This is a genomic window from Algibacter lectus, assembly GCF_900112395.1.
In the GTDB taxonomy this organism is placed as follows: Bacteria; Bacteroidota; Bacteroidia; order Flavobacteriales; family Flavobacteriaceae; genus Algibacter; species Algibacter lectus.
This window is the reverse complement of the sequence record NZ_FOLN01000008.1, coordinates 21,536-47,569: the sequence shown is the minus strand read 5'-3', so window position 1 is coordinate 47,569 and position 26,034 is coordinate 21,536. Positions and strand designations below refer to the sequence as shown.

23 protein-coding genes are annotated in these 26,034 nt (G+C 34.4%); 17 read left to right on the top strand and 6 right to left on the bottom strand.

What is annotated here, in order from left to right; all coding sequences use genetic code 11:
• The first annotated feature begins 2 nt into the window (after positions 1 to 2).
• The 10 genes from hemA (at position 3) to BM246_RS13875 (ending at position 9,966) form a co-directional block, all read left to right on the top strand.
• The gene (hemA, locus tag BM246_RS13920; protein ID WP_042496906.1) at positions 3 to 1,265 is read left to right on the top strand and encodes a glutamyl-tRNA reductase; all 1,263 of its coding nucleotides are present in this window, start codon (positions 3 to 5) and stop codon (positions 1,263 to 1,265) included.
• A complete protein-coding gene (gene hemC / locus BM246_RS13915; protein ID WP_042496905.1) occupies positions 1,258 to 2,832 on the top strand; it encodes a hydroxymethylbilane synthase in 1,575 nt (524 codons plus the stop codon). Before hemA ends, hemC begins: the two co-directional genes overlap by 8 nt.
• A 53-nt stretch (positions 2,833 to 2,885) precedes the next feature.
• Complete coding sequence (locus tag BM246_RS13910) at positions 2,886 to 4,637, top strand: TrkH family potassium uptake protein (protein ID WP_074938735.1); 1,752 nt, start codon at positions 2,886 to 2,888, stop codon at positions 4,635 to 4,637.
• 29 nt (positions 4,638 to 4,666) lie between these two features.
• Entirely contained in the window at positions 4,667 to 5,383 is a 717-nt protein-coding gene (locus BM246_RS13905) for a potassium channel family protein (protein ID WP_042496899.1), read from the top strand.
• Position 5,384: 1 nt separating this feature from the next.
• Positions 5,385 to 6,410, top strand: coding sequence for a uroporphyrinogen decarboxylase (gene hemE, locus BM246_RS13900; RefSeq protein WP_074938733.1), 1,026 nt, complete (start codon positions 5,385 to 5,387; stop codon positions 6,408 to 6,410).
• Positions 6,411 to 6,569: 159 nt separating this feature from the next.
• Positions 6,570 to 7,331, top strand: a complete 762-nt coding sequence (locus BM246_RS13895; RefSeq protein ID WP_074938729.1) for an EI24 domain-containing protein — start codon at positions 6,570 to 6,572, stop codon at positions 7,329 to 7,331.
• Positions 7,318 to 7,863: a GNAT family N-acetyltransferase gene (locus BM246_RS13890; protein WP_074938727.1), complete on the top strand. Its 546-nt coding sequence runs from the start codon at positions 7,318 to 7,320 to the stop codon at positions 7,861 to 7,863. The genes BM246_RS13895 and BM246_RS13890 overlap by 14 nt, the downstream gene beginning before the upstream one ends.
• A 6-nt stretch (positions 7,864 to 7,869) precedes the next feature.
• Complete coding sequence (gene hemF, locus BM246_RS13885; RefSeq protein ID WP_074938724.1) at positions 7,870 to 8,772, top strand: oxygen-dependent coproporphyrinogen oxidase; 903 nt, start codon at positions 7,870 to 7,872, stop codon at positions 8,770 to 8,772.
• An 18-nt stretch (positions 8,773 to 8,790) separates the two neighbouring features.
• Entirely contained in the window at positions 8,791 to 9,177 is a 387-nt protein-coding gene (locus BM246_RS13880) for a YchJ family protein (RefSeq protein WP_042496887.1), read from the top strand.
• 15 nt (positions 9,178 to 9,192) lie between these two features.
• Positions 9,193 to 9,966 carry a hypothetical protein gene (locus BM246_RS13875; protein WP_042496884.1) on the top strand — a complete coding sequence of 258 codons (774 nt, stop codon included), beginning with the start codon at positions 9,193 to 9,195 and terminating at the stop codon, positions 9,964 to 9,966.
• 15 nt (positions 9,967 to 9,981) lie between these two features.
• On the opposite strand, the gene BM246_RS13870 is transcribed toward BM246_RS13875, so the two are convergent.
• Positions 9,982 to 12,609, bottom strand: coding sequence for a DEAD/DEAH box helicase family protein (locus tag BM246_RS13870; protein ID WP_074938722.1), 2,628 nt, complete (start codon positions 12,607 to 12,609; stop codon positions 9,982 to 9,984).
• Between the two features lie 53 nt (positions 12,610 to 12,662).
• On the opposite strand from BM246_RS13870, the gene hemB reads away from it, so the two are divergent.
• The 7 genes from hemB to BM246_RS13835 all read left to right on the top strand — a co-directional run bounded on the left by hemB (position 12,663) and on the right by BM246_RS13835 (position 19,522).
• On the top strand, positions 12,663 to 13,655 hold the full coding sequence (gene hemB / locus BM246_RS13865; protein ID WP_042504425.1) for a porphobilinogen synthase: 993 nt from the start codon (positions 12,663 to 12,665) through the stop codon (positions 13,653 to 13,655).
• A gap of 179 nt (positions 13,656 to 13,834) precedes the next feature.
• Positions 13,835 to 14,920: a CNNM domain-containing protein gene (locus BM246_RS13860; RefSeq protein ID WP_074938720.1), complete on the top strand. Its 1,086-nt coding sequence runs from the start codon at positions 13,835 to 13,837 to the stop codon at positions 14,918 to 14,920.
• On the top strand, positions 14,920 to 15,393 hold the full coding sequence (locus tag BM246_RS13855) for a methylated-DNA--[protein]-cysteine S-methyltransferase (RefSeq protein ID WP_074938718.1): 474 nt from the start codon (positions 14,920 to 14,922) through the stop codon (positions 15,391 to 15,393). Before BM246_RS13860 ends, BM246_RS13855 begins: the two co-directional genes overlap by 1 nt.
• A gap of 82 nt (positions 15,394 to 15,475) precedes the next feature.
• Complete coding sequence (locus tag BM246_RS13850; protein WP_317042984.1) at positions 15,476 to 15,919, top strand: DUF4442 domain-containing protein; 444 nt, start codon at positions 15,476 to 15,478, stop codon at positions 15,917 to 15,919.
• 65 nt (positions 15,920 to 15,984) lie between these two features.
• Entirely contained in the window at positions 15,985 to 17,136 is a 1,152-nt protein-coding gene (locus tag BM246_RS13845) for a serine hydrolase domain-containing protein (RefSeq protein ID WP_074938714.1), read from the top strand.
• Positions 17,133 to 17,846 (top strand): 3'-5' exonuclease, encoded by a 714-nt coding sequence (locus BM246_RS13840; RefSeq protein ID WP_074938712.1) that lies wholly within the window; start codon positions 17,133 to 17,135, stop codon positions 17,844 to 17,846. The genes BM246_RS13845 and BM246_RS13840 overlap by 4 nt, the downstream gene beginning before the upstream one ends.
• On the top strand, positions 17,846 to 19,522 hold the full coding sequence (locus BM246_RS13835; RefSeq protein ID WP_074938709.1) for an ABC transporter ATP-binding protein: 1,677 nt from the start codon (positions 17,846 to 17,848) through the stop codon (positions 19,520 to 19,522). Before BM246_RS13840 ends, BM246_RS13835 begins: the two co-directional genes overlap by 1 nt.
• A gap of 346 nt (positions 19,523 to 19,868) precedes the next feature.
• Here the strand turns inward: BM246_RS13835 and BM246_RS13830 are convergent, their stop codons facing one another.
• The 5 genes from BM246_RS13830 to BM246_RS13810 form a co-directional block, all read right to left on the bottom strand.
• Positions 19,869 to 20,522 carry a 3-oxoacid CoA-transferase subunit B gene (locus BM246_RS13830; protein ID WP_042504437.1) on the bottom strand — a complete coding sequence of 218 codons (654 nt, stop codon included), beginning with the start codon at positions 20,520 to 20,522 and terminating at the stop codon, positions 19,869 to 19,871.
• Between the two features lie 87 nt (positions 20,523 to 20,609).
• Entirely contained in the window at positions 20,610 to 21,311 is a 702-nt protein-coding gene (locus BM246_RS13825) for a CoA transferase subunit A (RefSeq protein ID WP_074938707.1), read from the bottom strand.
• Positions 21,312 to 21,610: 299 nt separating this feature from the next.
• Positions 21,611 to 23,947, bottom strand: a complete 2,337-nt coding sequence (locus BM246_RS13820; protein ID WP_074938705.1) for a penicillin-binding protein 1A — start codon at positions 23,945 to 23,947, stop codon at positions 21,611 to 21,613.
• 48 nt (positions 23,948 to 23,995) lie between these two features.
• The gene (locus tag BM246_RS13815; protein ID WP_411801959.1) at positions 23,996 to 24,493 is read right to left on the bottom strand and encodes a gliding motility lipoprotein GldH; all 498 of its coding nucleotides are present in this window, start codon (positions 24,491 to 24,493) and stop codon (positions 23,996 to 23,998) included.
• Positions 24,477 to 25,895 carry a PSP1 domain-containing protein gene (locus BM246_RS13810; protein WP_074938701.1) on the bottom strand — a complete coding sequence of 473 codons (1,419 nt, stop codon included), beginning with the start codon at positions 25,893 to 25,895 and terminating at the stop codon, positions 24,477 to 24,479. Before BM246_RS13810 ends, BM246_RS13815 begins: the two co-directional genes overlap by 17 nt.
• Positions 25,896 to 26,034: the final 139 nt, after the last annotated feature.

The window sequence follows — 26,034 nt, the reverse complement described above, 5'->3', positions numbered from 1 at the left end:
GCATGCAAAAGTATAACGTTTCGAAAAGTAGTTACTTTTACGCTATTGGCCTTAGTTACAAAAAGGCCGATGCGGATATTCGCGGACATTTTAGTCTAAGCGAAGAAGGTAAACTTGCACTTTTAAATCAAGCCAAAGAAAATAATATTGAAAGTTTGGTGGTAACTTCCACTTGTAACAGAACTGAAATTTACGGTTTTGCACAGCATCCTTTCCAACTTATTAAATTACTTTGCGATAATACACGCGGTACTGTTGAAGAATTTCAAGAGGTGGCCTACATATACAAAAACAAAGAAGCGATATCGCATATGTTTCGTGTTGGATCTGGCTTGGACAGCCAAATTCTTGGTGATTTCGAAATTATTAGTCAATTAAAAATTAGCGCTAAACTTTCAAGAAAACACGGATTACTTAATCCTTTTTCCGAAAGATTAATAAATGCCGTAATACAAGCAAGTAAACGTATTAAAAATGAAACTGAAATCTCATCGGGAGCCACTTCGGTTTCTTTTGCTTCTGTACAATACATTTTTAATGAAGTTGAAGATATTACCAATAAAAACATTCTACTCTTTGGAACAGGAAAAATTGGTAGAAATACTTGCGAAAACCTAGTTAAACATACCAAAAACGAACACATTACTTTAATAAACAGAACGAAAACGAAGGCTGAACAAATAGCCGGAAAATTCAATTTATTAGTTAAAGACTATTCTAATTTACAAGAAGAAATAACCGACTCGGATATTTTAATTGTGGCTACAGGAGCACAACGCCCTACTATTGACAAACACATTATACAAAGCAACAAACCGCTTTTAATTTTAGACTTGTCAATTCCTAAAAATGTAGACGAAAACGTATTAGAACTAGAAGGTGTTAAATTGGTACATTTAGATCATTTATCTCAAATTACCGATAGAACTCTAGAAGCTAGAAAGCAACATATCCCTTCTGCGGAAGCGATTATAGAAGAAGTAAAAGAAGAATTTAATGGTTGGTTAGAAACAAGAAAATTTGCACCAACTATTAAAGCTCTTAAACATAAACTGAACGATTTTGCAACTGCTGAATTAGATACACAACGTAAAAAAATATCTGATTTTAACGAATCGCAAGCTGAAATTATCAGCAACAACATCATTCAGAAAATTACAAATCATTTTGCGCATCACCTAAAGGATGATGACGTTTCTACAGACGAAAGTCTTGAACTTATTAAAAAAGTGTTCCAACTAGAACCTTCTACAAAAAATGTCTAAAATTATAAAAATTGGTACTCGTGATAGCGAATTAGCGCTATGGCAAGCCAAAATAGTACAAAGTCAACTCGAACATTTAGGTCACAAAACACAATTAGTCCCTGTAAAATCTACAGGTGATTTAGTTTTAGACAAACCTCTTTATGAGTTAGGTATTACCGGAATTTTTACAAGAACATTAGATATCGCTATGCTAAATAACGATATCGATATTGCTGTACACTCCTTAAAAGATGTGCCTACCCTTTTACCAAAAGGTATTGTACAAGCAGCCGTTTTAAAACGTGGTAATGTAAAAGATACTTTGGTTTTTAAAGACAATGAAGAATTTTTAGGCTCTAAAGACGCCGTTATTGCGACAGGTAGTTTACGTAGACGTGCCCAATGGTTAAATCGTTTCCCAACCCATACTATCACAGATTTACGTGGCAATGTAAATTCGCGTTTAGAAAAACTAGAAAACAGCGATTGGAACGGTGCTATTTTTGCAGCTGCCGGTATTGGACGTATTGGAATTAGACCAGAAGACGCTATTAATTTAGATTGGATGATTCCTGCACCAGCACAAGGTGCAATTATGATTACAGCTCTAGAAGACGATGAAGAAACTCGAGCTATTTGCGCAGAATTAAACCACGAAGAAACTGAAATTTGCACAACCATAGAGCGCGAATTTTTAAACAAATTAGAAGGCGGATGTACAGCACCTATTGGAGCTTTAGCCTTTATTAAAGACGAAGAAATAACCTTTACAGGTGTTTTACTAAGTCCTGACGGTACAAAACGTATTGATGTTACTCGTGTTAAAAAATTAGGCGAGCACAATGATATTGCACAATATTGTGCCGATTTTGTTATTGAACGTGGCGGAAAACGCTTAATGGATAGCATAAAAGATGCCGATAGAAAAACGAATGTATATTCTACAAAATCTTTAACCGAAGATCAACGCTTGTTGTTTCATGAAAAAGTAAAATCTGAAAGTACCGATGTGGTTAAAATTAGTTTAAACCGTATTCACCCAAGATTTTTAAAGCAAGAAATACAAAACGTAATAATTACTAGTAAAAACGCAGTAGAATCGCTTACTACAAATTATTCAGCGATTGAATTGCAGTTTAAAAACATTTACTGTGTAGGTCGCAGAACCAAGCGTTTAGTTGAAAATAAAATTGGAAAAGTAACACATACCGAAAACAACGCTAAAAAACTAGCGGAATACTTGGTAGAATACATGGAAGGTACAGAAGCAACTTATTTCTGCAGCGACATTAGATTAGATGCTTTACCAACTATTTTAAGCGAAAACAATATAAAAGTTAACGAAATTGAGGCTTACCAAACCAAATACGATGGTGTAAAAGTTAACGATTCGGTAGAAGCTGTTATGTTTTATAGCCCTTCTACAGTTGAAAGTTTTACTCAAAAAAACAATAAAGAAATTATTGCTTTTTGTATTGGAGAAACTACAGCAAAGGAAGCTAAAAAGCATTTTGATGATGTACGTGTAGCAAAAGTACCAACGGTAGAAAGCGTTATTGAGTTAGTAAACGAGCACTATATTTAGTACTTAAGCTTTTATTTTAAAAACAGGTTTACTTTTAAACCAGTACATTTAAAATGCCTAAATTAAAAAAACAATCATTATTAAATTACGTGTATCGCTTTTTCGATATAATCGTATTATTTTTTATTGTTTTTGATTTTGGTTACGATCATGCCGATAATTACACATCGCCACATGTATTCGGCTTACTTACGCTATCGCTTTTATTACTAGCATTTAATACGGTAAAACTTTTTATTTACAAGTACAAAAACAACAAGCGTGTAGCCATAGTTAACATAGCAATTATCTCCATTTTACTTTTAAGTTCTTTGGTGGTTTGGTTGATACACAGTAGTAACGATTATCATTTTGTTTTACAAAAAATAAAACCCATACTCGAACTTGGGCTTGTTTTATACTTTCTACTAAGGCTACTTGTGTTTGTACGTTACATATATGCCGTATACTTTAATCCGGCTATTGTTTTTGTTGGCAGTTTTTTTATACTAGCTATTTTAGGTGCTTTTTTATTAATGCTACCAAGTGCCACAACAAACGGCATAAGCTTTACAAATGCACTTTTTACAGCAACAAGCTCTGTATGCGTAACCGGTTTGGCAGTACTAGATACAAGTCAAGATTTCACTATTATTGGGCAATCTATAATACTTGTTTTAATCCAATTAGGTGGTTTAGGTATATTAACGTTCACTTCTTTTTTCGCGTTTTTTTTCAGAGGAAGCTCATCATTCAAAGAAGGCTTGAACACTAAAGATTTTATTGCTCAAGAAGGATTAAAAGACGTCTTTAGAGCTGCACTAAACGTTGTAACATTCACCGTCGCGCTAGAACTCGTAGGTATGGTATTTATATATTTTTCTGTTCTTGACAATGAGGTTATAAAAGATAAATTTTTCTTTTCCGTATTCCATTCTATATCGGCTTTTTGTAATGCAGGTTTTTCTATTTTACCATCAGGATTGTTTGAAGAAAGCATTCGTTTTAATTATGGGTTCCAATGGATTATTATGATGCTTATTATCTTTGGCGGTCTAGGACACAATATTATTTTCAACTTCTATAAAAAAGTGAAAATTTCTTTTTTAGAACTGTTTCAAAAAAAAGCCATACATAAACGTGTGCCTATAATTACTTTAAATACCAAAATTGTAATTTATACCACATCTATTTTACTATTTGTGGGTTGGGTTGTTTTCTTTATAACAGAATACAATAACACCATGGTAGAGCACAACACAATAATTGGTAAACTAACCAATGCAGCATTTAGCTCAGTAAGCCCGAGAACAGCAGGCTTTAATGTTATAGATTACAGTAAAATGACTATACCATCATTATTGTTCGTTATCTTTTTAATGTGGATTGGAGCTTCACCAGCATCAACCGGGGGTGGTATAAAAACAAGTACCTTTGCATTGGCAACATTAAATATATTTGCAGTGGCTAGAGGAAAAAGCCGTATTGAAATTTTTGGAAAACGAATCTCATCAGAGTCTACATCCCGAGCCTTTGCTATTTTATGTATCTCGCTTATCGTTATTGGTTTTTCTATAATGGCATTATTGATATTCGAACCTAAAGGCACACCTTTATTAACGGTGGCTTTCGAGTGTTTTTCAGCTTACAGCACCGTTGGTCTAAGTTTAAATTTTACACCAACTTTAACAGAACCTAGTAAATATGTTATTATTTTAGTCATGTTTATTGGTCGTATAGGTATGCTCAACTTAATGATTGGTTTATTACGTCAAATAAACCATCAATTTTACGAGTATCCAAAAGAGAATATTTTGATTAACTAATAGTTACTCAAAAATAAATAATTTTAAAAATGAAAATAATCGTTATCGGACTTGGTAATTTCGGACATGCCTTAGCAATAAGCCTTACCGAAACAGGCAACGAAGTTATTGCCATAGACAAACAAATGGAGAAAATTAACCTGCTCAAAGATCAAGTTTCTCATGCCATTTGTATGGACTCAACAAACGAGCTTGCCTATAACGCTGTACCTTTAAAAGATGCAGATAAGGTTGTGGTAGCCATTGGTGAAAACGAAGGCGCTGCAATAATTACAACGGCCATTGTAAAAAAATTATCCGATGTAAAAATTATTAGTCGTGCCCTTTCCCCTATTCACGATACCGTTTTAGAAGCCATGGGTGTGCATAGCATTATTCATCCGGAGCAAGATTCGGCAAATAGATTAACCAAACAAATAAACTTTAAATCTACCTTAGAAAACTATCAATTAGATAATAATTTCACCATTTCGGAAGTAAAAGCAAAAAAAGCATTCTTCGGAAAAACATTAAAAGAGTTAGATACAACAAACAAATTTCAGCTTACATTAATTACCATAATTAGAGAAAGAGAAAAGCATAGTCTTTTAGGAAAAAAACAAATAATAAAAGAAAGTATTGGTCGTGTTACTTCGGAAACCTTAGTACTCGAAAACGATGTTTTAGTGGTTTATGGTAATAACAAAGACATCGAAAATTACTGTATTGGACAAGAAGAATACGATTTAAGAAATAAAAACATATAACATGATAAAGAACGATTTATTTTTACGAGCATTAAAAGGTGAAACCGTAGAGCGTCCACCAGTTTGGATGATGCGCCAAGCCGGTAGATATTTACCAGAATTCATGGAAATTAAAGCAAAATACGATTTTTTTACACGTTGCCAAACTCCAGAATTAGCGAGTGAAATTACCTTACAACCCATTCGCCGTTTTGGTATGGATGCTGCCATTTTATTTAGTGATATTTTGGTAATACCACAAGCCATGAACATCGAGGTACAAATGAAACCCAATTTCGGTCCATATTTACCAAACCCAATTCGTTCACAAAAAGATGTAGACAACGTTATAGTGCCAGATGTTACTGTAGCTCTAGACTATGTTTACCAAGCAATAAAAGCAACAAAAGAAAAACTAAACGACGACATTCCTTTAATAGGTTTTGCCGGATCTCCATGGACTATTTTATGCTATTGCGTACAAGGCCAAGGCAGTAAAAACTTCGATAAAGCTAAGGAGTTTTGTTTTACAAACCCAGTTGCAGCACATAATTTATTGCAAAAAATTACAGACACCACCATCGCTTATTTAAAAGAAAAAGTAAAAGCCGGTGTTAACGCTGTACAAGTTTTCGATTCTTGGGGAGGCATGCTTTCTCCAGTAGATTACCAAGAGTTTTCTTGGCAATATATCCAACAAATTATCGATGCTTTAAAAGACGAAACTCCAGTTATCGCTTTCGGTAAAGGATGTTGGTTTGCCCTAAACGAAATGGCCAATTCTGGTGCTGCCGCTTTAGGTGTAGACTGGACGTGCTCGGCTAGAAATGCACGTTATTTAACAGGAGGCAATATTACACTTCAAGGTAATTTCGATCCAACACGCCTATTTTCGCCACCAGCAGAAATTAAGAAAATGGTTCACCAAATGATTAACGAATTTGGCAAAGACAAATACATTGTAAACCTAGGGCATGGTATTTTACCAAATATCCCAATTGAAAATGCACGCGCATTTATCGATGCAGTGAAAGAATATAAAGTTTAAAGTTTTTTGGGCGTTACCTACTTTTTTTTAGTAACATTCTATCTAAACAGCATACATATAGCTGTAAAAAAAGTAGGTCGCGCTTTTACTACTCGCTCCCTCCCGAAAAGGTCGGGGAGCTTAAACAGACCGTTCAATCGCTAACGCAAGATAAACGTCATGATTAAAAATATAATTTCAGGAATAAAAGCATACTTCGGTGCTTTCAGCTTAATATCAAAACTCAAACTCTGGAAATTCTTTGCAGTACCTATGCTTATTAGCGTGGTAACAGCAACCATTATATTCGGCTCAGCCTATGGGCTATCCGATAATGTTGGTAATTTCATTTCTAAAATTTGGATCTGGGATTGGGGGAAAGAAACCTTCACCTCTATCAGCACTTTTATTGGTGGGCTTGTTATTCTAGTAATAGGTTTAATACTATTTAAACACATTATAATGGCTTTATCTGCGCCATTTATGAGTCCCGTTTCAGAAAAAATTGAAGCACACCTAACAGGCAACGCTCCACATTCTCATCGAGACACGTCGTTTTTAGAACAATTAATGCGTGGTATAAAAATAAATGGACGAAATTTATTAATGGAACTTCTATTAACTATTCCGCTACTTATTTTAAAATTCATACCTGTTGTAAATATATTTTCAGCCATACTCCTATTCCTTTTACAAGCTTACTATGCCGGTTTTGGTAATATGGATTACACCTTAGAGCGCCATTTCAAATACAAACAAAGTGTTCAATTTGTACGTAAAAACCGTGGCTTAGCCATTGGTAATGGTATTGTTTTTATTCTATTTTTACTAATTCCAATTATTGGTGTTATTTTAGTGCTACCTTTATCGGTAACTGCAGCTACTGTAAAAACAGTTAATGCATTAGAATTAAAAAACAATACAACACATGGTAACGCTTAGTTTTAACAACCTCACCATTAATGCTATAAAAGCAACAGATGCTTGGCCATTATGTAATTTTATAGCTGCTAATGACGACCGTTTAAAACGGTACTTTCCTAAAACATTACAACAGAATTTAACACCAGATTTAGCACAAAATTTCACCGATAAAAAAGTGAAGCAATTTCAACTAAAAAAGGAGTTTTTATTCACCATAAAAGAAAAAGCATCGAACGATGTGGCAGGCCTAGTTTATCTAAAAGAACTCGACTGGACAACCAAACAAGCCGAATTTGCTTACTGCATTGGCTACCAATTTGAGGGCAAAGGAATAACCACTAAAGCCGTTGGAATATTATCCGATTATGCTTTTGAATCTTTAGGTTTAAAGACGCTTCAAATTATAGTACATAAAGACAATCATGCCAGTGTGGCTGTAGCGATAAATAATAGCTTCACTTGGATAAAAACATTAAAAAACGAACATACACCTCCAAACGAAAGCCCATTAGACATGGAACTTTATGAGTTGTATTATGAAATGGAATAATTTAAAATGAAAAACAAATTCTACCAATATATTCAAAACCTTCAAGACAATATCACCTCTAAACTAGAAGCAATTGATGGCAAAGCAACCTTTCAAGAAGATATTTGGAAACGCCCAGAAGGTGGTGGCGGACGCACGCGAGTAATAGAAAACGGTAATGTTTTCGAAAAAGGAGGGGTAAATATTTCTGGGGTAAACGGCAAGTTGCCAAAGTCTATGCAAGACTATTTTAAAGTTGGCGATGTCGATTTTTTTGCCTGTGGCTTAAGCTTAGTACTTCACCCTACGAACCCAATGGCACCAACCGTGCATGCTAATTGGCGCTATTTTGAAATGTATGATAAAAGTGGAGAGATCGTAGGTAGCTGGTTTGGTGGCGGACAAGATTTAACGCCTTATTATTTATTTGAAGAAGATGCTAAACATTTTCATCAAACATGTAAAACAGCCTGCGATAAACACAACCCAGAATTTTATCCTAAATACAAAGCTCGTTGCGATGAGTATTTCTACAATGCACATCGAAATGAAGGTCGTGGATTAGGGGGTCTATTTTTCGATTACTGTAAAGAAACCGAAACCATGAGCATGGAAAACTGGTACAATTTTGTAACCGAAGTTGGCGATAGTTTTTTAGAAGCTTATGTGCCTATTGTTGAAAAACGTAAAGATTTACCATATACCGAAGCACAACGCACTTGGCAAGAAATTCGTCGTGGACGCTATGTAGAATTCAATTTAGTACATGATAAAGGCACCCTTTTTGGATTAAAAACCAACGGGCGCATAGAAAGTATTTTAATGAGCTTACCTCCGCATGTGCAATGGGTTTACGATCACCATCCAGAAGCAGGCAGTGAGGAAGAAAAATTAATAAACGTATTACAAAACCCTATAGATTGGGTTTAAAATATTGATGCTTTTACCATGAATTGCCACTGCGGAAATTTAAAACCTTATACTGATTGTTGCCAAAAAGCGCACCATAATATTGCCGAAGCTAAAACAGCAGAACAACTTATGCGCTCGCGCTACAGTGCTTTTGTTTTAGCCAATGGCGATTATTTAATGGCTACGCATCATACATCTACACGCCCAATAAAAGAAAAAAAAGCGATAGTAAACTGGGCGAAATCTGTAAAATGGATAAAATTAGAAGTTCTAGAAACTTCCGAAGGACAAGAAAACGATGCTAAAGGTACGGTTACATTTAACGCATATTTTTTCGAAAACGGAAAAGTAGATGTGATACACGAAAAATCGGCTTTTGTACGAGAAAACAATCTTTGGTCGTATTTAGGACTAAGTAAATAGAAAACACATTACATTATGAGTAAAATATTTCAACGCGTGTTTTTAATCATTAATTTTAAAACACTCTTGATTACGGGTTTATCCATTGCTTCCACAGCGTTTTGTTTACATTTTGAAATTAAGGCAGATTTCCCATTAACCTTAATTGGTACTGCTATTGTGTTCCCAATTGTTTTTTCTATTGGTGGTGCTTATAAACGTCGTGAAGTTGCTTTAGATGAATATGGCTCAATAAAAGCTCATGGTCGCGCGTTATTTTTCGCAGTTTCAGATTGGGTAGAAAATCCTCCTCAAGAACTTAAAGATGAATTAAAAGAAAACCTAAGAAACCTTTTAAACTCTTGTAAACACGTTTTTAGCCACCCTAAAGAACAACTAGAAGAAAACGAAAAAGGAGTTTACAGCAGTTTTGAAGATCTATCTAAATTTATAAAAAGTATGCGTGCACACGGCTTACCTTCGGGAGAAGCATCACGTTCTAATCAGTTTTTAAGCAAAATGATGATTTCATTCGAGCGTATCAAGCATATTTACCAATACAGAACACCAAGAACACTGCGTACCTACAGTGATATTTTCATTGTGCTTTTACCAATTATTTACGGACCACATTTTGCTCACAACGTAACAAGTTATAACTATGGCTTGGAGTTTGCTGTACCTATTATGTTCAGTGTAATTTTAGTTGCTCTAGACAATATACAATCGCATTTAGAAAATCCTTTCGATCAGCAAGGTGAAGATGATGTCTATATTAATGTCGATAAATTTATAAGAAATTTAGATTAAGTTTTTTTAACTTAATTACTTCCAAACCATCACCTCTTTTGATACTTTCTTAAAAGCATTATGCACATGCGCCAATCTAGCTTTTAACAGTAATCTTCGACCTTCCTTATGCCTTGTGTAAAACAATTTACTTTTACCAATATGCGTGTTCCAATGTTTTTGAAAAACTAAGGCCTTCGCTTTTTTATCTCCGAAGATCTCAGGAACCGGGTAGAAATTTTCAATATCTAGTCGTTTTCTAAAGAAACTACTTTTAATTATAAGATATCTTGGTGAGTTTATCGGGTTTATAATTTCGCTTAACGCTTTAGAGAATACAGCACTTTCATAAGCATTTCCGCCAAGTAAACTGCACGATACATCTCCTTTATTTACAAGACTAGATGTTACAATTAACGCCTCTTTATTCGTTGTTATATAATTCAACTCAACCATAGTATCCAATATGGAAAGTCCCATATTTTGTATCTTTTTATACAGGTACCCATGTTTTACATAAAGCGTTATGGCACGATATAATTTAAGTCCAAACGAAAATAAAAAAGCAGCTAGAAAGGCATAAATAAAGTACAACACACCACGTTGCACAACAAGGTTTATACCTCTTAAAATAAACTCGACATAAAACACAGAAATAGCAAGCATTAACTCGACTACAAAAAAGCGAATAGCATCAAAGTAATATAATTGTCGCTGTCTAGCAAAAGGTTTATCACCTATATAAAACAGCCTCACATCTTTGGTTAATCTTGTTCCTTTACCAATAGAGTCTTCCCATTTTTTGGTTGTTTCACCTCTATCTTTTGCACGTTTTAAAGTCACTTCATTTAAAACATCAATATCTTCTTCTAAAAAATGCTCAGGAAAATTTAAACGATCAATACCATTAGAAATAAAAGGAATATCATTATTAGTAACACCAACAAAAGCATCAAAACGTCTTTTTAAAACCTCTACATCTCGACCACCACTTGCATCTGTAACATCTACACAAGCTAGATGCCAAATATTTCCGGTTTTATCTGGCTTATCGGCATCTTTTCTAATAGCACGACCACGCATTTGATTAGATGAAACAAACGAACCAATAAAGGAAGCTAAAATTAAACTATTGATAGAAGGTGCATCCCAGCCTTCACCAAGCAACGATTTTGTACCCACCAGAACTTTAATATCTCCATCTTCAAAAAGCTTTGTGATAATACTAACAATGCTATTTTTTGTTTTAATTTTAGATGAAACCACTAAAAAATCCGTATCAATTTCTAAAGAGGAAAAGGAAAAATCATCACAACTTTCAATCTTATCAAAAGCCTTAAACACATTTTTATGCACAATAACTAAGCTTCCTGAAAGCACCGCTAGGTCTTCTTTATGCGAGCAGCTACTTCTTATAAATTGAAATATTGGCATAACACCAATACTATTTATAAGTTCTTTTTGCGTGTTTAAAAATTCCTTCCGAATGTAATCAGTTAAAATAACGCAACGCAAATCTTCTTTTAAATTTTCGCGTTCAGCCTTTACAATATCAACAATACTTTTTAATTTACTCGGGCTGTTTGAGAGTGATTTATACAGCAAATTTTCACCAATAAAATCTACTCTTCTTTTTCTAAACACATCTAATTGGCGGAGTTTCTTTTCCAATCTCATCAAATACACCTCGTGATCTATCAAAAGCTCTCGATCGGACACTAATAAATTCTGAAATAAAACACCCAACCATTCTAATTGTAGCTCTGGAAAATGAATCGTCTCATCACCCTCAAAACCAAGAAATTCAAGTTTCTCCTTTTCAATACTAATTCCGCAGGCATTTAAAAAAATAAGAATCGCCGAAAAATATTCAGTATTGCTATAAATAGCTTCTAAATGATACTTCGGGCTTTTATAAAAACGATGAGCTTTCAGAAAAGATATAAAAGTTTCATCTTCTATTAATTCATCTTTAAACGTTGCTATTTTTTCTCTGTATTCAACTATAAAATTAATCTCTAAATCTTCAGGTTTAGAAAAGTAAACAAAATCTTGATGCGGACATAAATCGGTTTCACGAACTAAATCTGGCACTGCAATTTCATCGTCTATTTCTCCACAAAGCTTAAAGTATTTAGCAACTTCCGTTCTATCACTATCATAAGGAGGCGTAGCAGTTAAGGCTACTAAATGAAACGGAATATTTTCTTTTAAATCTATTAAGCAAGTCCACCATGCATTTTTTAAGTGATGTGCTTCATCTAAAACCAAAGTTTGAATATTATGCTTTTTAAAAAAGGCGTAATAATCATTTTTATCTTCAAAGGTTTTGTAAAAAGCATGTAACGATTGATAGGTAGAAAAGGTAATATCTTTGGGTGCTTTTAAATCGAAAGAGAAAGACTTAAAATTTTCACCCTTAGTAAAAAAGGTTTGTAAGCGGCTCTCCCATTGATTTCTAATGGTTAAAGTTGGTGCTAAAACCAAGGTTTTCTTGTTTAACTTTCTAATAATTTCAATGCCTAGAATGGTTTTCCCAGATCCTGGAGGTGCAATAACATGAAAATGATTGTCCTCAATATGAGTATTGAAGTGTTTTAACAAATTAGCCTGATAACTTCGCCAAGGAAAGTTAAATTCTAAAAATCGAAACGATTCGAGCAAGATAAAAAGGGTTTAAATTATTAACTTTGTATTCGATAAAAGTAATAAAAACTATGTATCCATTACGAAGAAATAGAAGATTGAGAACTAATGAAGCTATTCGTAGTTTAGTTCGTGAAACTGTAATAACTCCAAACGACTTTTTAGTACCACTTTTTGTGGTTGAAGGGAAAGGTATTAAAGATGAAATAGCATCGATGCCAAACTATTTTAGGTATAGCTTAGATTTATTAGAAGGTGAAATAAAAGAACTTTGGAGCCTTGGACTAAAATCGGTTTTACTTTTTGTAAAAGTACCAGATCATTTAAAAGATAATAAAGGCACTGAAGCTTTAAACCCGAACGGATTAATGCAACGCGCCATTAAAACTATAAAAAACGTTTGTCCGGATATGTTAGTGATGACAGATGTTGCACTAGACCCTTATTCTTCTTTTGGGCATGATGGTATTGTGCAGAATGGTATGATAGTAAACGACGAGTCGACTGCTGTATTATCGCAAATGGCTTTAACACATGCACAAGCAGGTGCCGATTTTGTAGCGCCTAGTGACATGAATGATGGCAGAACCTTACAAATCCGTCAATTATTAGAAAACGAAGGCTTTAAAAATACGGGAATTATGAGTTATTCAGCAAAATACGCCTCGGCTTTTTACGGGCCTTTTCGTGATGCTCTAGACTCTGCTCCTGTAGATTTGGTTGATGTACCAAAAGACAAAAAAACCTACCAAATGGATTGCGGAAATAGAATAGAAGCTATACGCGAAACCCTAATGGATATTGATGAAGGATCGGATATTGTTATGGTAAAACCAGGCTTATCTTATCTTGATATTTTAAGAGATATTAAAAATGAAGTAGACGTACCTGTGGCTGTTTATCAAGTTTCTGGCGAATATGCTATGATAAAAGCGGCCGCTGAAAAAGGCTGGTTAAATCACGACGAAGTTATGATGGAAACCACTATGGCTTTTAAACGTGCTGGTGCCGATATTATAGCAAGTTACTTTGCTAAAGATGTCGTTAAAATATTAAACGGTTAGTTTCAAAAACATATAACTTCACAAATCGCCAACTTAGATAATTTAATATTTAGGTTGGCGATTTTTTTATTTTTTATACGCCATATAGGGTGCTTTTATAATATTCTTATGGTACTTGTATTATTTCATCTTTAAATTGATTTGATTTTGTAAATTAGCATTTAACAAAATCATTATTAATGACCGCATTAATCCTTTGGGCAACCGTATCTATTTTCTTTTCATTTTTATGTTCTATACTCGAAGCTGTTTTACTGAGTGTAACGCCAACCTTTATAAATGTTAAAAAACAAGAGGGTAAAGATTACGCATTAACATTAGAGACTTTAAAAAAAGATGTAGACAAACCTTTAATTGCTATTTTAACCTTAAACACTATTGCACATACTTTAGGTGCTATGATGGTAGGTATCCAAGCAGAAAGTTTACCATACAAAATAGAATTTTGGGGCATTAACACAGTTGGTGTAGTATCTGCAATAATGACGTTTTTAATTTTGGTTGCTTCGGAAATTATCCCGAAAACTATTGGCGCTACATACTGGAAACAAATTGCTAACTTCACTTCTAAAGCTTTAGTTGTTTTAATTTTCCCATTAAAATGGACTGGGATTTTATGGTTACTACAACTTACTACTAAACTTATTGGCGGTAAAGGTCACGGTAGTGTTTTAAGTCGCGAAGGCTTTTTAGTAATGGCCGATATGGCTCAAGAAGAAGGTGTTTTTCAAGAAAATGAAAGTAAAATAATAAAGAATTTATTAACCTTTAAAGAGGTCTTTGCTAAAAACGTAATGACCCCAAGAACGGTTATGCTTGCTGAAGATCAAAATGCTACAGTAGAAGAGTTTTTTAACAGAAACTTAAACTTGCGTTTTTCTAGAATCCCTATTTTTTCTGAGAACCCTGATAACATTACAGGCTTAGTTTTAAAAGATGAAGTCTTTAAAGAAATGGCTCTAGGAAACGGCACAAAAAAACTATCTGAACTTACCAGAAATATAATTATTGTAGACCGTAATTTACCGATACCAAAACTTTTTGAACAACTTGTAGAAACTAGAAACCATATGGCTTTAGTGGTCGATGAGTACGGATCTGTTAGTGGTTTGGTTACTATGGAAGATGTTATTGAAACGCTTTTAGGTTTAGAGATTATGGACGAGAGTGATAACGTATCTGATTTACAATCCATGGCCAGAAAAAGTTGGGAAGCACGAGCTAAAAAACTTGGTATTTTTGAGGAAGAAAATCCTGAAAACTAATGGAAACCTGCATCATCAAATCTCCTTTGGGTTTCACCAAAATAGTTGGTGATGTAGATGGTATTACTCAAGTAACGGTTTTAAATTCTGAAGAAAAAGAAACCGATATTATACCTATAGAATTAGAAGAATGTGCAACACAACTTCAAGAATATTTTGAAGGCATACGTACAGAGTTTAGTTTAAAACTAAACGCGCAAGGAACAGATTTTCAAAAGCGTGTTTGGGATGCCTTAGAGCAAATTCCGTATGGTAAAACCACATCATACCTAGACCTTACTAAAGAATTAGGAGATGTAAAAGCCATTAGAGCAGTTGCCAATGCTAACGGTAAAAATCCGCTTTGGATTATTGTACCATGCCATCGTGTTATTGGAAGTAACGGTAGCTTAACAGGTTACGCAGGCGGACTTCACAGAAAAAAATGGCTCATAGAACACGAGAGCCCATACAAACAACAATCGCTTTTTTAGAATGTACAGAACCATAACCAAGATTGCAAAACGCTTTTTTACCAATGCTCAAATTTATAAATACGGGTTCAACTGGTCACCAATGTACAGAAGATCAACAGGTCGATTAGTTACGGTTTCGGAAGATTTAATGTACGTTAAAATTAAAATCCCGCTAAGTATTAAAAATCGAAATTTTGTAGGCACTATTTTTGGCGGTAGTCTATTTTCGGCAACCGACCCGATTTACATGATTCAACTCATGAATATTCTTGGAGACAACTATGTAGTTTGGGATAAAAGCGCCACCATAAACTTTAAACGTCCTGCAAAAGAAACAGTGTTTTCAGAATTTATTTTTTCCGAAGAAGATTTAAATCTTATTAAAACTGAAGTTTCTAAAAACGGTGAATTTAACTTAGTAAAAACCCCAAAAATCGTTGATAAAAACGGCACTATTATCGCCGAATTATCAAAAACTATTTACATTGCCGATAAAGTATTTTACAAAAATAAACGAAAACGCAAAACGAATTCTCCCGCTTAAAACAAACCTTCTTTTTTATTAGAATAGAATTTTATTATCTTTAGTTTCTATACTAAACCAAATAAATGACATTCCTTAAAAAACTTATTAAATGGCTCGCCATAATAATCGTTCTACTTATTGCTGTGCTTTATATCACCGATACAGATTACTTAATAAAAGCCGTTAGAACCATATATCTAAAAGGGCATACCACAGCTTTCTTAGAAGATTATAAAGAACTAGATAACAGAGTGGTTGAAACGGACACACCTATCCCTTGGCCAAACCATACAGATTATAATTCTGTAAAAGAAACCGAAACACTATCTAAAATCAATTCACAAAACGGAACCATTGCCTACGTGATTATTAAAAACGATAGTATTTGGTTCGAAAATTACTACGACGGTTTTAACGCAAATTCACAATCCAATTCCTTTTCTATGGCAAAAAGCTATGTGTCGGGACTTTTAGGTAAAGCAATAAAAGAAGATTATATAAAAAATTTAGATCAACCAGTTTGTGATTTTTTACCTGAATTTTGCGACGGATTAGCCAAAACCATGACGGTTGGAGATTTATCTAGTATGGCTTCTGGCACTAATTGGGACGAAGCCTACTACTCGCCTCTATCTATTACAACACGTGCTTATTTTGATGACGACCTAGCGAAAGTAACAAACAGTCTAAAGGTTGTAGATACTCCTGGTCAGTATTTTAAATACGCTAGTGGAGACACGCAAATGTTAGCCATGGTGATAGAAAAAGCTACAGGCAAAAAACTCTATAATTATTTAACCGAAAGTTTTTGGAAACCTCTAAACTCTGAAAACTCAACCCTATGGCAAGTAGACAGCGAAACTTACGATTTAGTAAAAGCCTATTGCTGCATAGCGAGTAATGCTAAAGATTTTGCGCGCTTTGGTAAACTTTATAAAGACCACGGAAAGTGGAACGGCAAACAAATTTTAGACTCCACATTTGTGGCAAAATCAATTAAACCACGCTTTAAAAACAGTCCGGAATATGGTTACGGTTGGTGGCTAAGAACAATAAAAGATAAACACTTTTTTATGATGCGTGGCCACTTAGGGCAATACGTTATTGTAGAACCGAACGATAATGTTATTATAGTAAGGCTAGGTCACTCTAAAGGGCCAATAAAAACAGTGGCTACGTTTACCGATGATATTTCTGTGTATATAAACGAAGCCTATAAAATGCTAGAAAAATGATACGTAAACTTAACTTAGAAAACATTTTATTTCTGGATATCGAAACCGTTCCGGAAACACAATATTTCTCTGATTTAGACGAAACAAAACAAGCGCTTTGGGAACACAAATCGAAATACCAGCGCAAAGAAGATGAAACCGCCGAAGAATTTTATAACCATGCCGGAATTTGGGCAGAGTTTGGTAAAATAGTTTGTATTTCGGTAGGTTATTTTAAAATCACGGATGAGTCTCGAAGTTTTAGAACAACTTCTTTCCATGGAGAAGAAGTTAAACTTTTAACTGATTTTAAAACCTTATTAAACACACATTTTAATCAAGCAAAACACTTACTTTGCGGTCACAATGGTAAAGAATTCGATTTTCCGTTTATTGCTAGACGCATGATTATAAACGATATTGAAATACCACAAAAATTAAATTTATTTGGCAAAAAACCTTGGGAAGTACCACATCTAGACACGCTAGAACTATGGAAATTTGGCGATTATAAAACCTATACCTCGTTAAAACTATTAACCAGCGTATTAGGGATTCCGTCTCCAAAAGATGATATTGATGGCAGCGAGGTTTATCGTGTATTTTACGAAGACAAAGAAATTGATAGAATTGTAACCTATTGCGAAAAAGATACCATTGCCGTAGCACAGGTATTTTTACGCTTACGAGGTGATGCCATTTTAAAAAACGACGAAATTATTCATATTTAATGAAGAAAAACATACTTAGCGTAACCGATTTATCCATTGCATTTAATGGCAATGAAGTCATCCATAACATATCTTTCAACCTTAAGGAAAATGAAATCCTAGGTATTGTAGGCGAATCGGGTTCAGGAAAATCGGTATCCTCATTAGCCATTTTAGGTTTACTTCCGAAGAAAATTTCTAAAATCACCTCAGGAAGCATTCTCTTTAATAATGAAGATTTAACCAAACTATCACCCAAAGCATTTCAAAATATAAGAGGGAAACAAATAGCCATGATTTTTCAAGAACCCATGAGTTCTTTAAATCCGTCTATGACCTGTGGCAAGCAAGTACAAGAAATTCTTTTACAGCACACCAATTTATCTAAAAAAGAAGCCGAAAACGAAACATTATCTTTATTCGAAAAAGTAAAGCTACCCGACGTAAAACGAACCTACACCAAATATCCACATGAAATATCTGGAGGCCAAAAACAACGCGTTATGATTGCGATGGCTATTGCATGTAAACCCGATGTTTTAATTGCCGACGAACCTACAACAGCACTAGATGTTACAGTACAAAAAGATATAATAAAGCTTCTGAAAGAACTACAGGCTGAAACCAAAATGAGTATTATTTTCATTACTCACGATTTGGCTTTAATCTCCGAAATAGCGAACCATGTTTTGGTTATGTTTAGAGGAAACTTAGTTGAAGAAGGCTTGGTTAAAACTATATTTAAAAGCCCAAAACACAATTACACCAAAGCATTAATTAACTCGCGTCCATCATTAGATACACGCCTAAAAACCTTACCAACTATAAAAGATTTTTTGGAAGACACAACCTCTACCGAAATTGTAACCGACCATGACAGGCAAGTAAATCATGAAAAAATTTATAGACAAACACCGTTATTAGAAGTTATTAATGTTGAAAAGGAATATTTATCTAGTGCCGGATTCTTTAAAAAGGCCACCTCCTTCAAGGCTGTAAATAATGTTAGTTTCAAATTATATCCTGGTGAAACATTAGGATTAGTAGGTGAATCTGGCTGCGGGAAATCTACACTTGGTAACGCCATCTTGCAACTAGATAAAGCTACGGCAGGTCAAATTTTGTATAACGGCATTGATATTACCAAATTAGATAAAACTGAAACTAGAAAACTTAGAAAAGATATTCAAATTATATTCCAAGATCCTTACTCCTCATTAAATCCAAGAATGCCTGTTGGAGAAGCCATTATGGAACCTATGAAAGTCCATGGACTATTCAACTCTACTAAAGAAAGGAAAGAAAAAGTTATTGATATTTTAAACCGTGTTGGCTTATCGGAAGATTATTTTAATAGATATCCTCACGAATTTTCTGGCGGGCAGCGCCAACGTATTGGTATTGCGCGTACCATTGCTTTACAGCCCAAACTTATTGTTTGCGACGAGTCTGTTTCTGCACTTGACATATCAGTACAAGCACAAGTTTTAAACCTATTAAATGAGCTAAAAAAAGATTTCGGTTTTACTTATATCTTTATTTCACACGATTTGGCTGTTGTAAAATATATGAGCGACCAATTATTGGTTATGAATAAAGGTAAAATTGAAGAATTGGACGACGCCGATACTATCTACAAAACTCCTAAAAAGGATTATACAAAAAAGCTTATTGAAGCTATTCCGAAAGGGATTTAATAAGAATTGTGAAATAGATTCACGCTATAACTTGGGGAAGTTATAGCATGAAAATTTTCTTGGTCAAGTAAAGTAGGCCTTTTAAAAATTGCAAGTTTCCTTGTACAGATTCTTGAAATTTACTTGTTTTAAATGTAGGTTGTTCAGGTAGATTTGGTGCAAAATTCATAAGGGTTAGATTATGGTAGATTTGGGGGAAATCTATAATTAAACTTGGTTTCTTTGTTCCCTGTAAAGATATTCTTTTCTTTGAATAAATCGGTTTAAAAACACATATTATCGTTGAAATACATTAAATTTTAACATTTAACTCAGTTCAGCCCCACAAACAACTAAAAACAGCTTATTAAAATTGCATCTCTGGTATATCTCCATCAATAATTAAAGTGCCCTCTGTTGCGTTTTTTATATCATCTACCGAAACACCTGGAGCGCGTTCTAAAAGTTTAAACCCAACCGCAGTAACTTCTAACACCGCAAGGTTGGTTACAATTCTCTTTACACACCCAACACCTGTTAATGGTAACGTACATTTTTTGAGAAGTTTAGATTCGCCTTTTTTGTTAGTGTGCATCATGGCGACGATAATATTTTCGGCACTTGCTACCAAATCCATAGCACCTCCCATACCTTTAACCATGCGTCCTGGGATTTTCCAGTTTGCAATGTCCCCATTTTCCGCCACTTCCATAGCACCTAGAATAGTTAAATCGACATGCTGACCTCGAATCATTGAGAAACTTAAAGCCGAATCGAAAAAACTAGCACCAGGTAACGCTGTTATAGTCTGTTTTCCTGCATTTATAACATCGGCATCTTCTTCTCCCTCAAAAGGGAAAGGCCCCATGCCTAAAACACCATTTTCACTTTGAAATTCGACCTCTATATCTTCTCTAACATAATTTGCTACCAACGTTGGAATGCCAATTCCTAAATTAACGTAATAACCATCCTGAACTTCCTTTGCAATGCGCTTTGCTATACCTATTTTATCTAACATGATTTTGTGTCTTTATTAGTTCCGCGAAAGCGAAAACCTCTTAATTGGATTCTTAATTTTAAACTTTATCTAAAAGGATAATCAAATTTAACCGCGCGATCTTACTGTGCGTTGCTCAATTCGTTTCTCATAGCGTTCTCCTTGAAAAATACGCTGTACAAAAATACCAGGAATATGAATTTGATTAGGATCTAACTCCCCTAGTGGTACCAACTCTTCAACCTCAGCAACAGTTATTTTTGCAGCACCACACATTACCGGATTAAAATTTCGAGCTGTTCCTTTAAAAATTAAATTACCAGCGGCATCGCCTTTCCAGGCCTTAACAAAAGCAAAATCGGCTTTAAACGCATGTTCTAACACATACATTTTACCATCGAATTCTCTCGTTTCTTTACCTTCGGATACTTCGGTTCCATAACCTGCAGGTGTGTAAATAGCAGGGAATCCGGCTTGAGCAGCACGACATCTTTCAGCTAATGTACCTTGCGGAATAAGTTCAACATCGAGTTCTCCAGAAAGCATTTGGCGTTCAAATTCATCATTTTCGCCAACATAAGAAGATATCATTTTTTTAATCTGTTTTTTTTGAAGTAGTAAACCCAACCCAAAATCATCAACACCTGCATTATTAGAAATACAGGTTAAACCATGAACTCCAAGCTTTACTAACTTAGCTATAGCATTTTCGGGAATGCCACTCAGTCCAAATCCGCCTAACATAAAGGTCATATTGTCTTTTACACCATTTAGCGCGGCATCAACATTAGCTACTTTTTTATTTATCATTATGAATCCGTTTTAGAATTAAGCTTCATGTTTTTATAAAAACATCATTTAAAGCTGCTTAAATTTACGAATAATTCAAAAGAATATTAAAATTTAAACAAATAATATTATCAACGTTTTAGTTAAATAGAATTGAACCATAAAATCTTTCATCTCCAATAATTTATGGGTATCGTTTACACGGAAAAATTTATTGAAAAGAAACCTATTCAAGACTTAACAAATTAGCTACGAACTAAACCAAAAAAAACCATCCTTTTCAGAATGGTTTTTAATACATTACATTAAGTTCTTAAGATTTAAAAATCTAAATCTTCAGGTGTATTATCATCTTGATTACTATCAGAATCGCTATCAACCTTAGAACAATCTACATTAATAGATAAATTTTTAGGTTTTGTAAAAGCATCTTTAGAAATTTCTAAATGCTTGTCGGCATAACAGTTCTTCATGTAAACACCCCAAATTGGTAGAGCCATTGCTGCACCTTGCCCGTAAGTAATACCAGGAAAATGGACAGCTCTATCTTCGCCTCCAACCCAAACACCAGTTACTAAGTTTGGAACCATACCCATAAACCAACCATCACTTTGGTTTTGTGTAGTACCGGTTTTACCTGCAATTGGGTTTGTAAACTCATATGGATATCCTGTAATTACTTTTCTATAATCACTTCTATAAGAATCTCTTCCTTTACCTCTTAAACGTGCACCAGAACCAGATTGTGTTACACCTTCCATAAGTTTTACGGTAACATAAGCGGTTTCTTCACTTAAAACATCCCGTGTTTCTGGTTTAAATTGATATAAAATAGTTCCGTTCTTATCGGCAATTGTTGTTACCATAACTGGTTTGGTATAAACCCCTTGGTTTGCAAAAGTAGAATAAGCACCAACCATTTCGTAAACACTAATATCTGGTGTTCCTAAAGCAATAGAAGGCACAGCAGGAATATCAGAATCGATTCCTAATTTTCTAACTAAATCTATAACCGTTTGTGGTCCTACTTTATCAATTAATCGCGCTGTAATGGTATTAACCGAATTAGCTAATGCATTCTTCAAAGAACGTGTACCACCATACTCACCACCTGAGTTTTTAGGACACCATTCTTCTGGGTTTCCGTATTTATTGGCTTCGATACAAAATGGTGTATCTGGCAACTCATCACAAGGTGATAAATGCAACTGATCCATAGCCGCTGTATAAACGAAAGGTTTAAATGTAGATCCAATTTGACGCTTCCCTTGGTTTACCATATCATATTGAAAGTGACGGTAATTCATACCACCAACCCAAGCTTTTACATGGCCTGTTTGCGGATCCATAGACATCATACCTGTACGCAAAAATGATTTATAATAACGCATGGAGTCTATAGGTTTCATGATAGTATCTATTTCTGACGCTCTACCATCTTCCCATGCAAAAACAGTCATTTCTGCAGGTTCATTAAATGAAGCTTCAATTTCTTTATCCGATTTTTTTAAATCGTATTTAAGATGCCTCCAACGTTCAGACTGTTTCATTCCTCGCCTTAATAGCGAAGCAACCTCATTTTTATTAAGATCTAAAAACGGAGCTGTAGGATTTTTTTTAATGTTATTCTGATTAAAAAACTCAGCTTGAAGTCTTGGCATATGTTGTTGCACAGCATCTTCAGCGTGTTTTTGCATACGAGAATCGATGGTTGTATAAATTTTTAAACCGTCGTTATATAAATTATATTTTGTTCCGTCTGGCTTAGGGTTTTCTTTAATCCAATCTTTCATAAAACCATCTAAATATCCTCTAAAGTAAGTAGCGATACCTTCACGGTGCGACTCTGGAGAATAGTTTAAATCTAAATCTGTTTTTTGAAGAGAGTCTTTTACTTTTTCATCTATAAAATCGTATTTCTCCATTTGAGCTAACACTACATTTCTACGGGTTTTAGTTAACTCAACTCGTTTTCTTGGATTAAATAAAGATGAATTTTTAAACATACCAACAAGCATCGCAGATTCTTTTAAATCCAACTCTATAGGTTCTTTACCGAAATAAATACGTGAGGCACTACGAATACCATCGGCATTATTTAAGAAATCGTAAATATTGAAATATTGTGCAATAATTTCTTCTTTGGTGTATTGGCGCTCTAAACGAATAGCAATAATCCATTCTTTCACTTTTTGCAAAACACGCTCTACAATATTTTTAGAGCCTTCACCATGAAATAATTGCTTTGCCAATTGCTGAGAAATAGTACTTGCTCCACCACCGCTACCAAGCGTCAATATAGCACGTAAAGTTCCTTTGGCATCAATACCAGAATGATCTTTAAACCGTGCATCTTCTGTTGCTATTAATGCGTTAACCAAATATTGTGGCAACTCATTATAACCAACAGGTGTTCTGTTATCATTAAAATAGAACTTCCCTAGGGTTTGCCCATCGGAAGAAAGAATTTCTGTTGCTAAATTTGTTTTAGGGTTTTCTAACACGGTGTGATCTGGCATTTCGCCAAAAACACCCCAAGATGCTAATAAAAACACTAAAACGATAGAGAGAATACCTCCTAAAAATATCACCCAAAACCATCGAATGTATTTTGTAAAATCTTGAACTGTGTTTGTTTCTTTTTTTGCTTTTGCCATGGTTTAAGAGCCTTAAATTAAGAGCGATTTAAGTTTTAAAATTAGGGATTACTGTATTGTGGGATTTTCTATTCTAAAGCCAACATCGGTTATGCCGTCTAGGTTTACAACACCGTTTACTTTGCCGCGTTCGCGCATAGCTTGATGTATATTAACCTTGTACTCGCCAGTTTCGTTAAACACAAAACCTTTTTTATACCAAAGTTTATTTTCTTTTATATCTGTATAACCTGTACCTAAAAGTTTCCCGCTAGGTTCGGCCATTTTATACTCCAAAGTATCTTTTTGAATCTTTCCGTTCGGATTTATCATTTCAACAATTAAAAAGATATTATTGTACTTATAAGCATTTGTATTTCTCAGATTTACAAATAAATTATAAGGTTTAATAGAATCGGTTGGAGTAATATTGAAACTCACAACATTCTCTCTATTCCAAGTATTTGGAACCGATTGATACTCATCGAAAACACGATTAGAATCGCATGATGTAAACAGCAATGCGGTTATTAAAAAAAATAAGAAGCTATTATTCGGCAGCATCATTATTGCTTTGTGGTTTTGATTTTGGTTTTGGTTTTCTTTTATTATTCCGGTTTCGGTTATTCCTATTCGAATTAGTGTTTGGTTTATCCGTATTTGCTGGGCCATTATCTCCTGTTCTTTTCTTAGGAGCTCTTTTATTAGGAGCCGCTTTTGGAGTTCCTTCACCTTTTTGATTCGGCCCTTTTTGATTTGGGTTTTGTCTTTTTGGCGACGTATTAGAACTCTTAGCGTTAGGCCTTGGCTTTTGATTAGAATTTGAAGCCCCCTTTTGGTTCGGCTTCTTTCTAGTATTTTTACGTTTATTATTACGTTTTGGACTATCGAAACGTGTTAAACTATCTTGACCAACAACATTTTCGAACTCTGTTTTAACATCTTCTAAAACATCTAATGCATATTCCTCTAGGCTGGCAATAGGTTCGTTCTTTTTGTTAGCTTCAATAATTTCGTTAGCCTGCTCTGTAGTTATTTTATGCCAGTTCATCCATTCACCTTCATAAGCATACCACATATGTCCTTTGAAAATATCTGTTTTTTGACAAACAGCTGTTCCTTTTCCTGTTTTTAGCTTAATATCTGTTTTTGGAAAACTTTTTAAAGCATCTAAATAAGTATCTAATTCGTAATTTAAACAACATTTTAATTTACCACATTGCCCTGCTAATTTCTGAGGATTAAGTGATAACTGTTGGTAACGCGCTGCAGATGTGCTTACCGATCTAAAATCTGTTAACCACGTAGAGCAACATAATTCACGTCCACAAGAACCAATACCTCCAAGTCGTGAAGCTTCTTGACGAAAACCAACTTGTTTCATTTCTATTCGTGTTCTAAACTCACGAGCAAAAACCTTAATTAACTCACGGAAATCTACGCGCTCTTCGGCTGTATAATAAAACGTGGCTTTACTAGCATCTCCTTGAAATTCGATATCCGAAATTTTCATTTGGAGCTTTAAATCTATTGCAAACTGACGCGCACGAACCTTCATTGGCTCTTCTTTATCACGGGCCGCTTGCCAAATATCGATATCTTTCTGACTTGCTTTTCTGTATATTTTTAATGTTTCAACTGGCTTTACCGAGATATTTTTGCGTTTCATTTGTACGCGTACTAATTCCCCCGAAAGGGTAACCATACCAATATCGTGACCAGATTGTGCTTGTGTTGCTACAATATCACCAATACTTAATGTTAAGTTTTCGGCATTTTTATAGTAGTCTTTTCGTCCGTTTTTAAAACGTACTTCTACCCAATCGAATGGTTTTTCGCCACTTGGAAGAGACATATTTGCTAACCAATCGAATACGGTTAATTTATTGCAACTATCTGTACCACAGGTGCCATTATTTTTGCAGCCACTAGGAGAGCCGTCTTTTGTTGAGCAACTTGCGCAAGCCATATATTTTATATATTGATTCTGAATAAAACCAAAGTTTTACCAGAAGAAGGTTTATAACTATTTATTTTGAATCTTTACTTTACAGTTATTTTACTATGAAAGCAAGAGTATAACACGGTTGATGAAGTGTATCTACTAA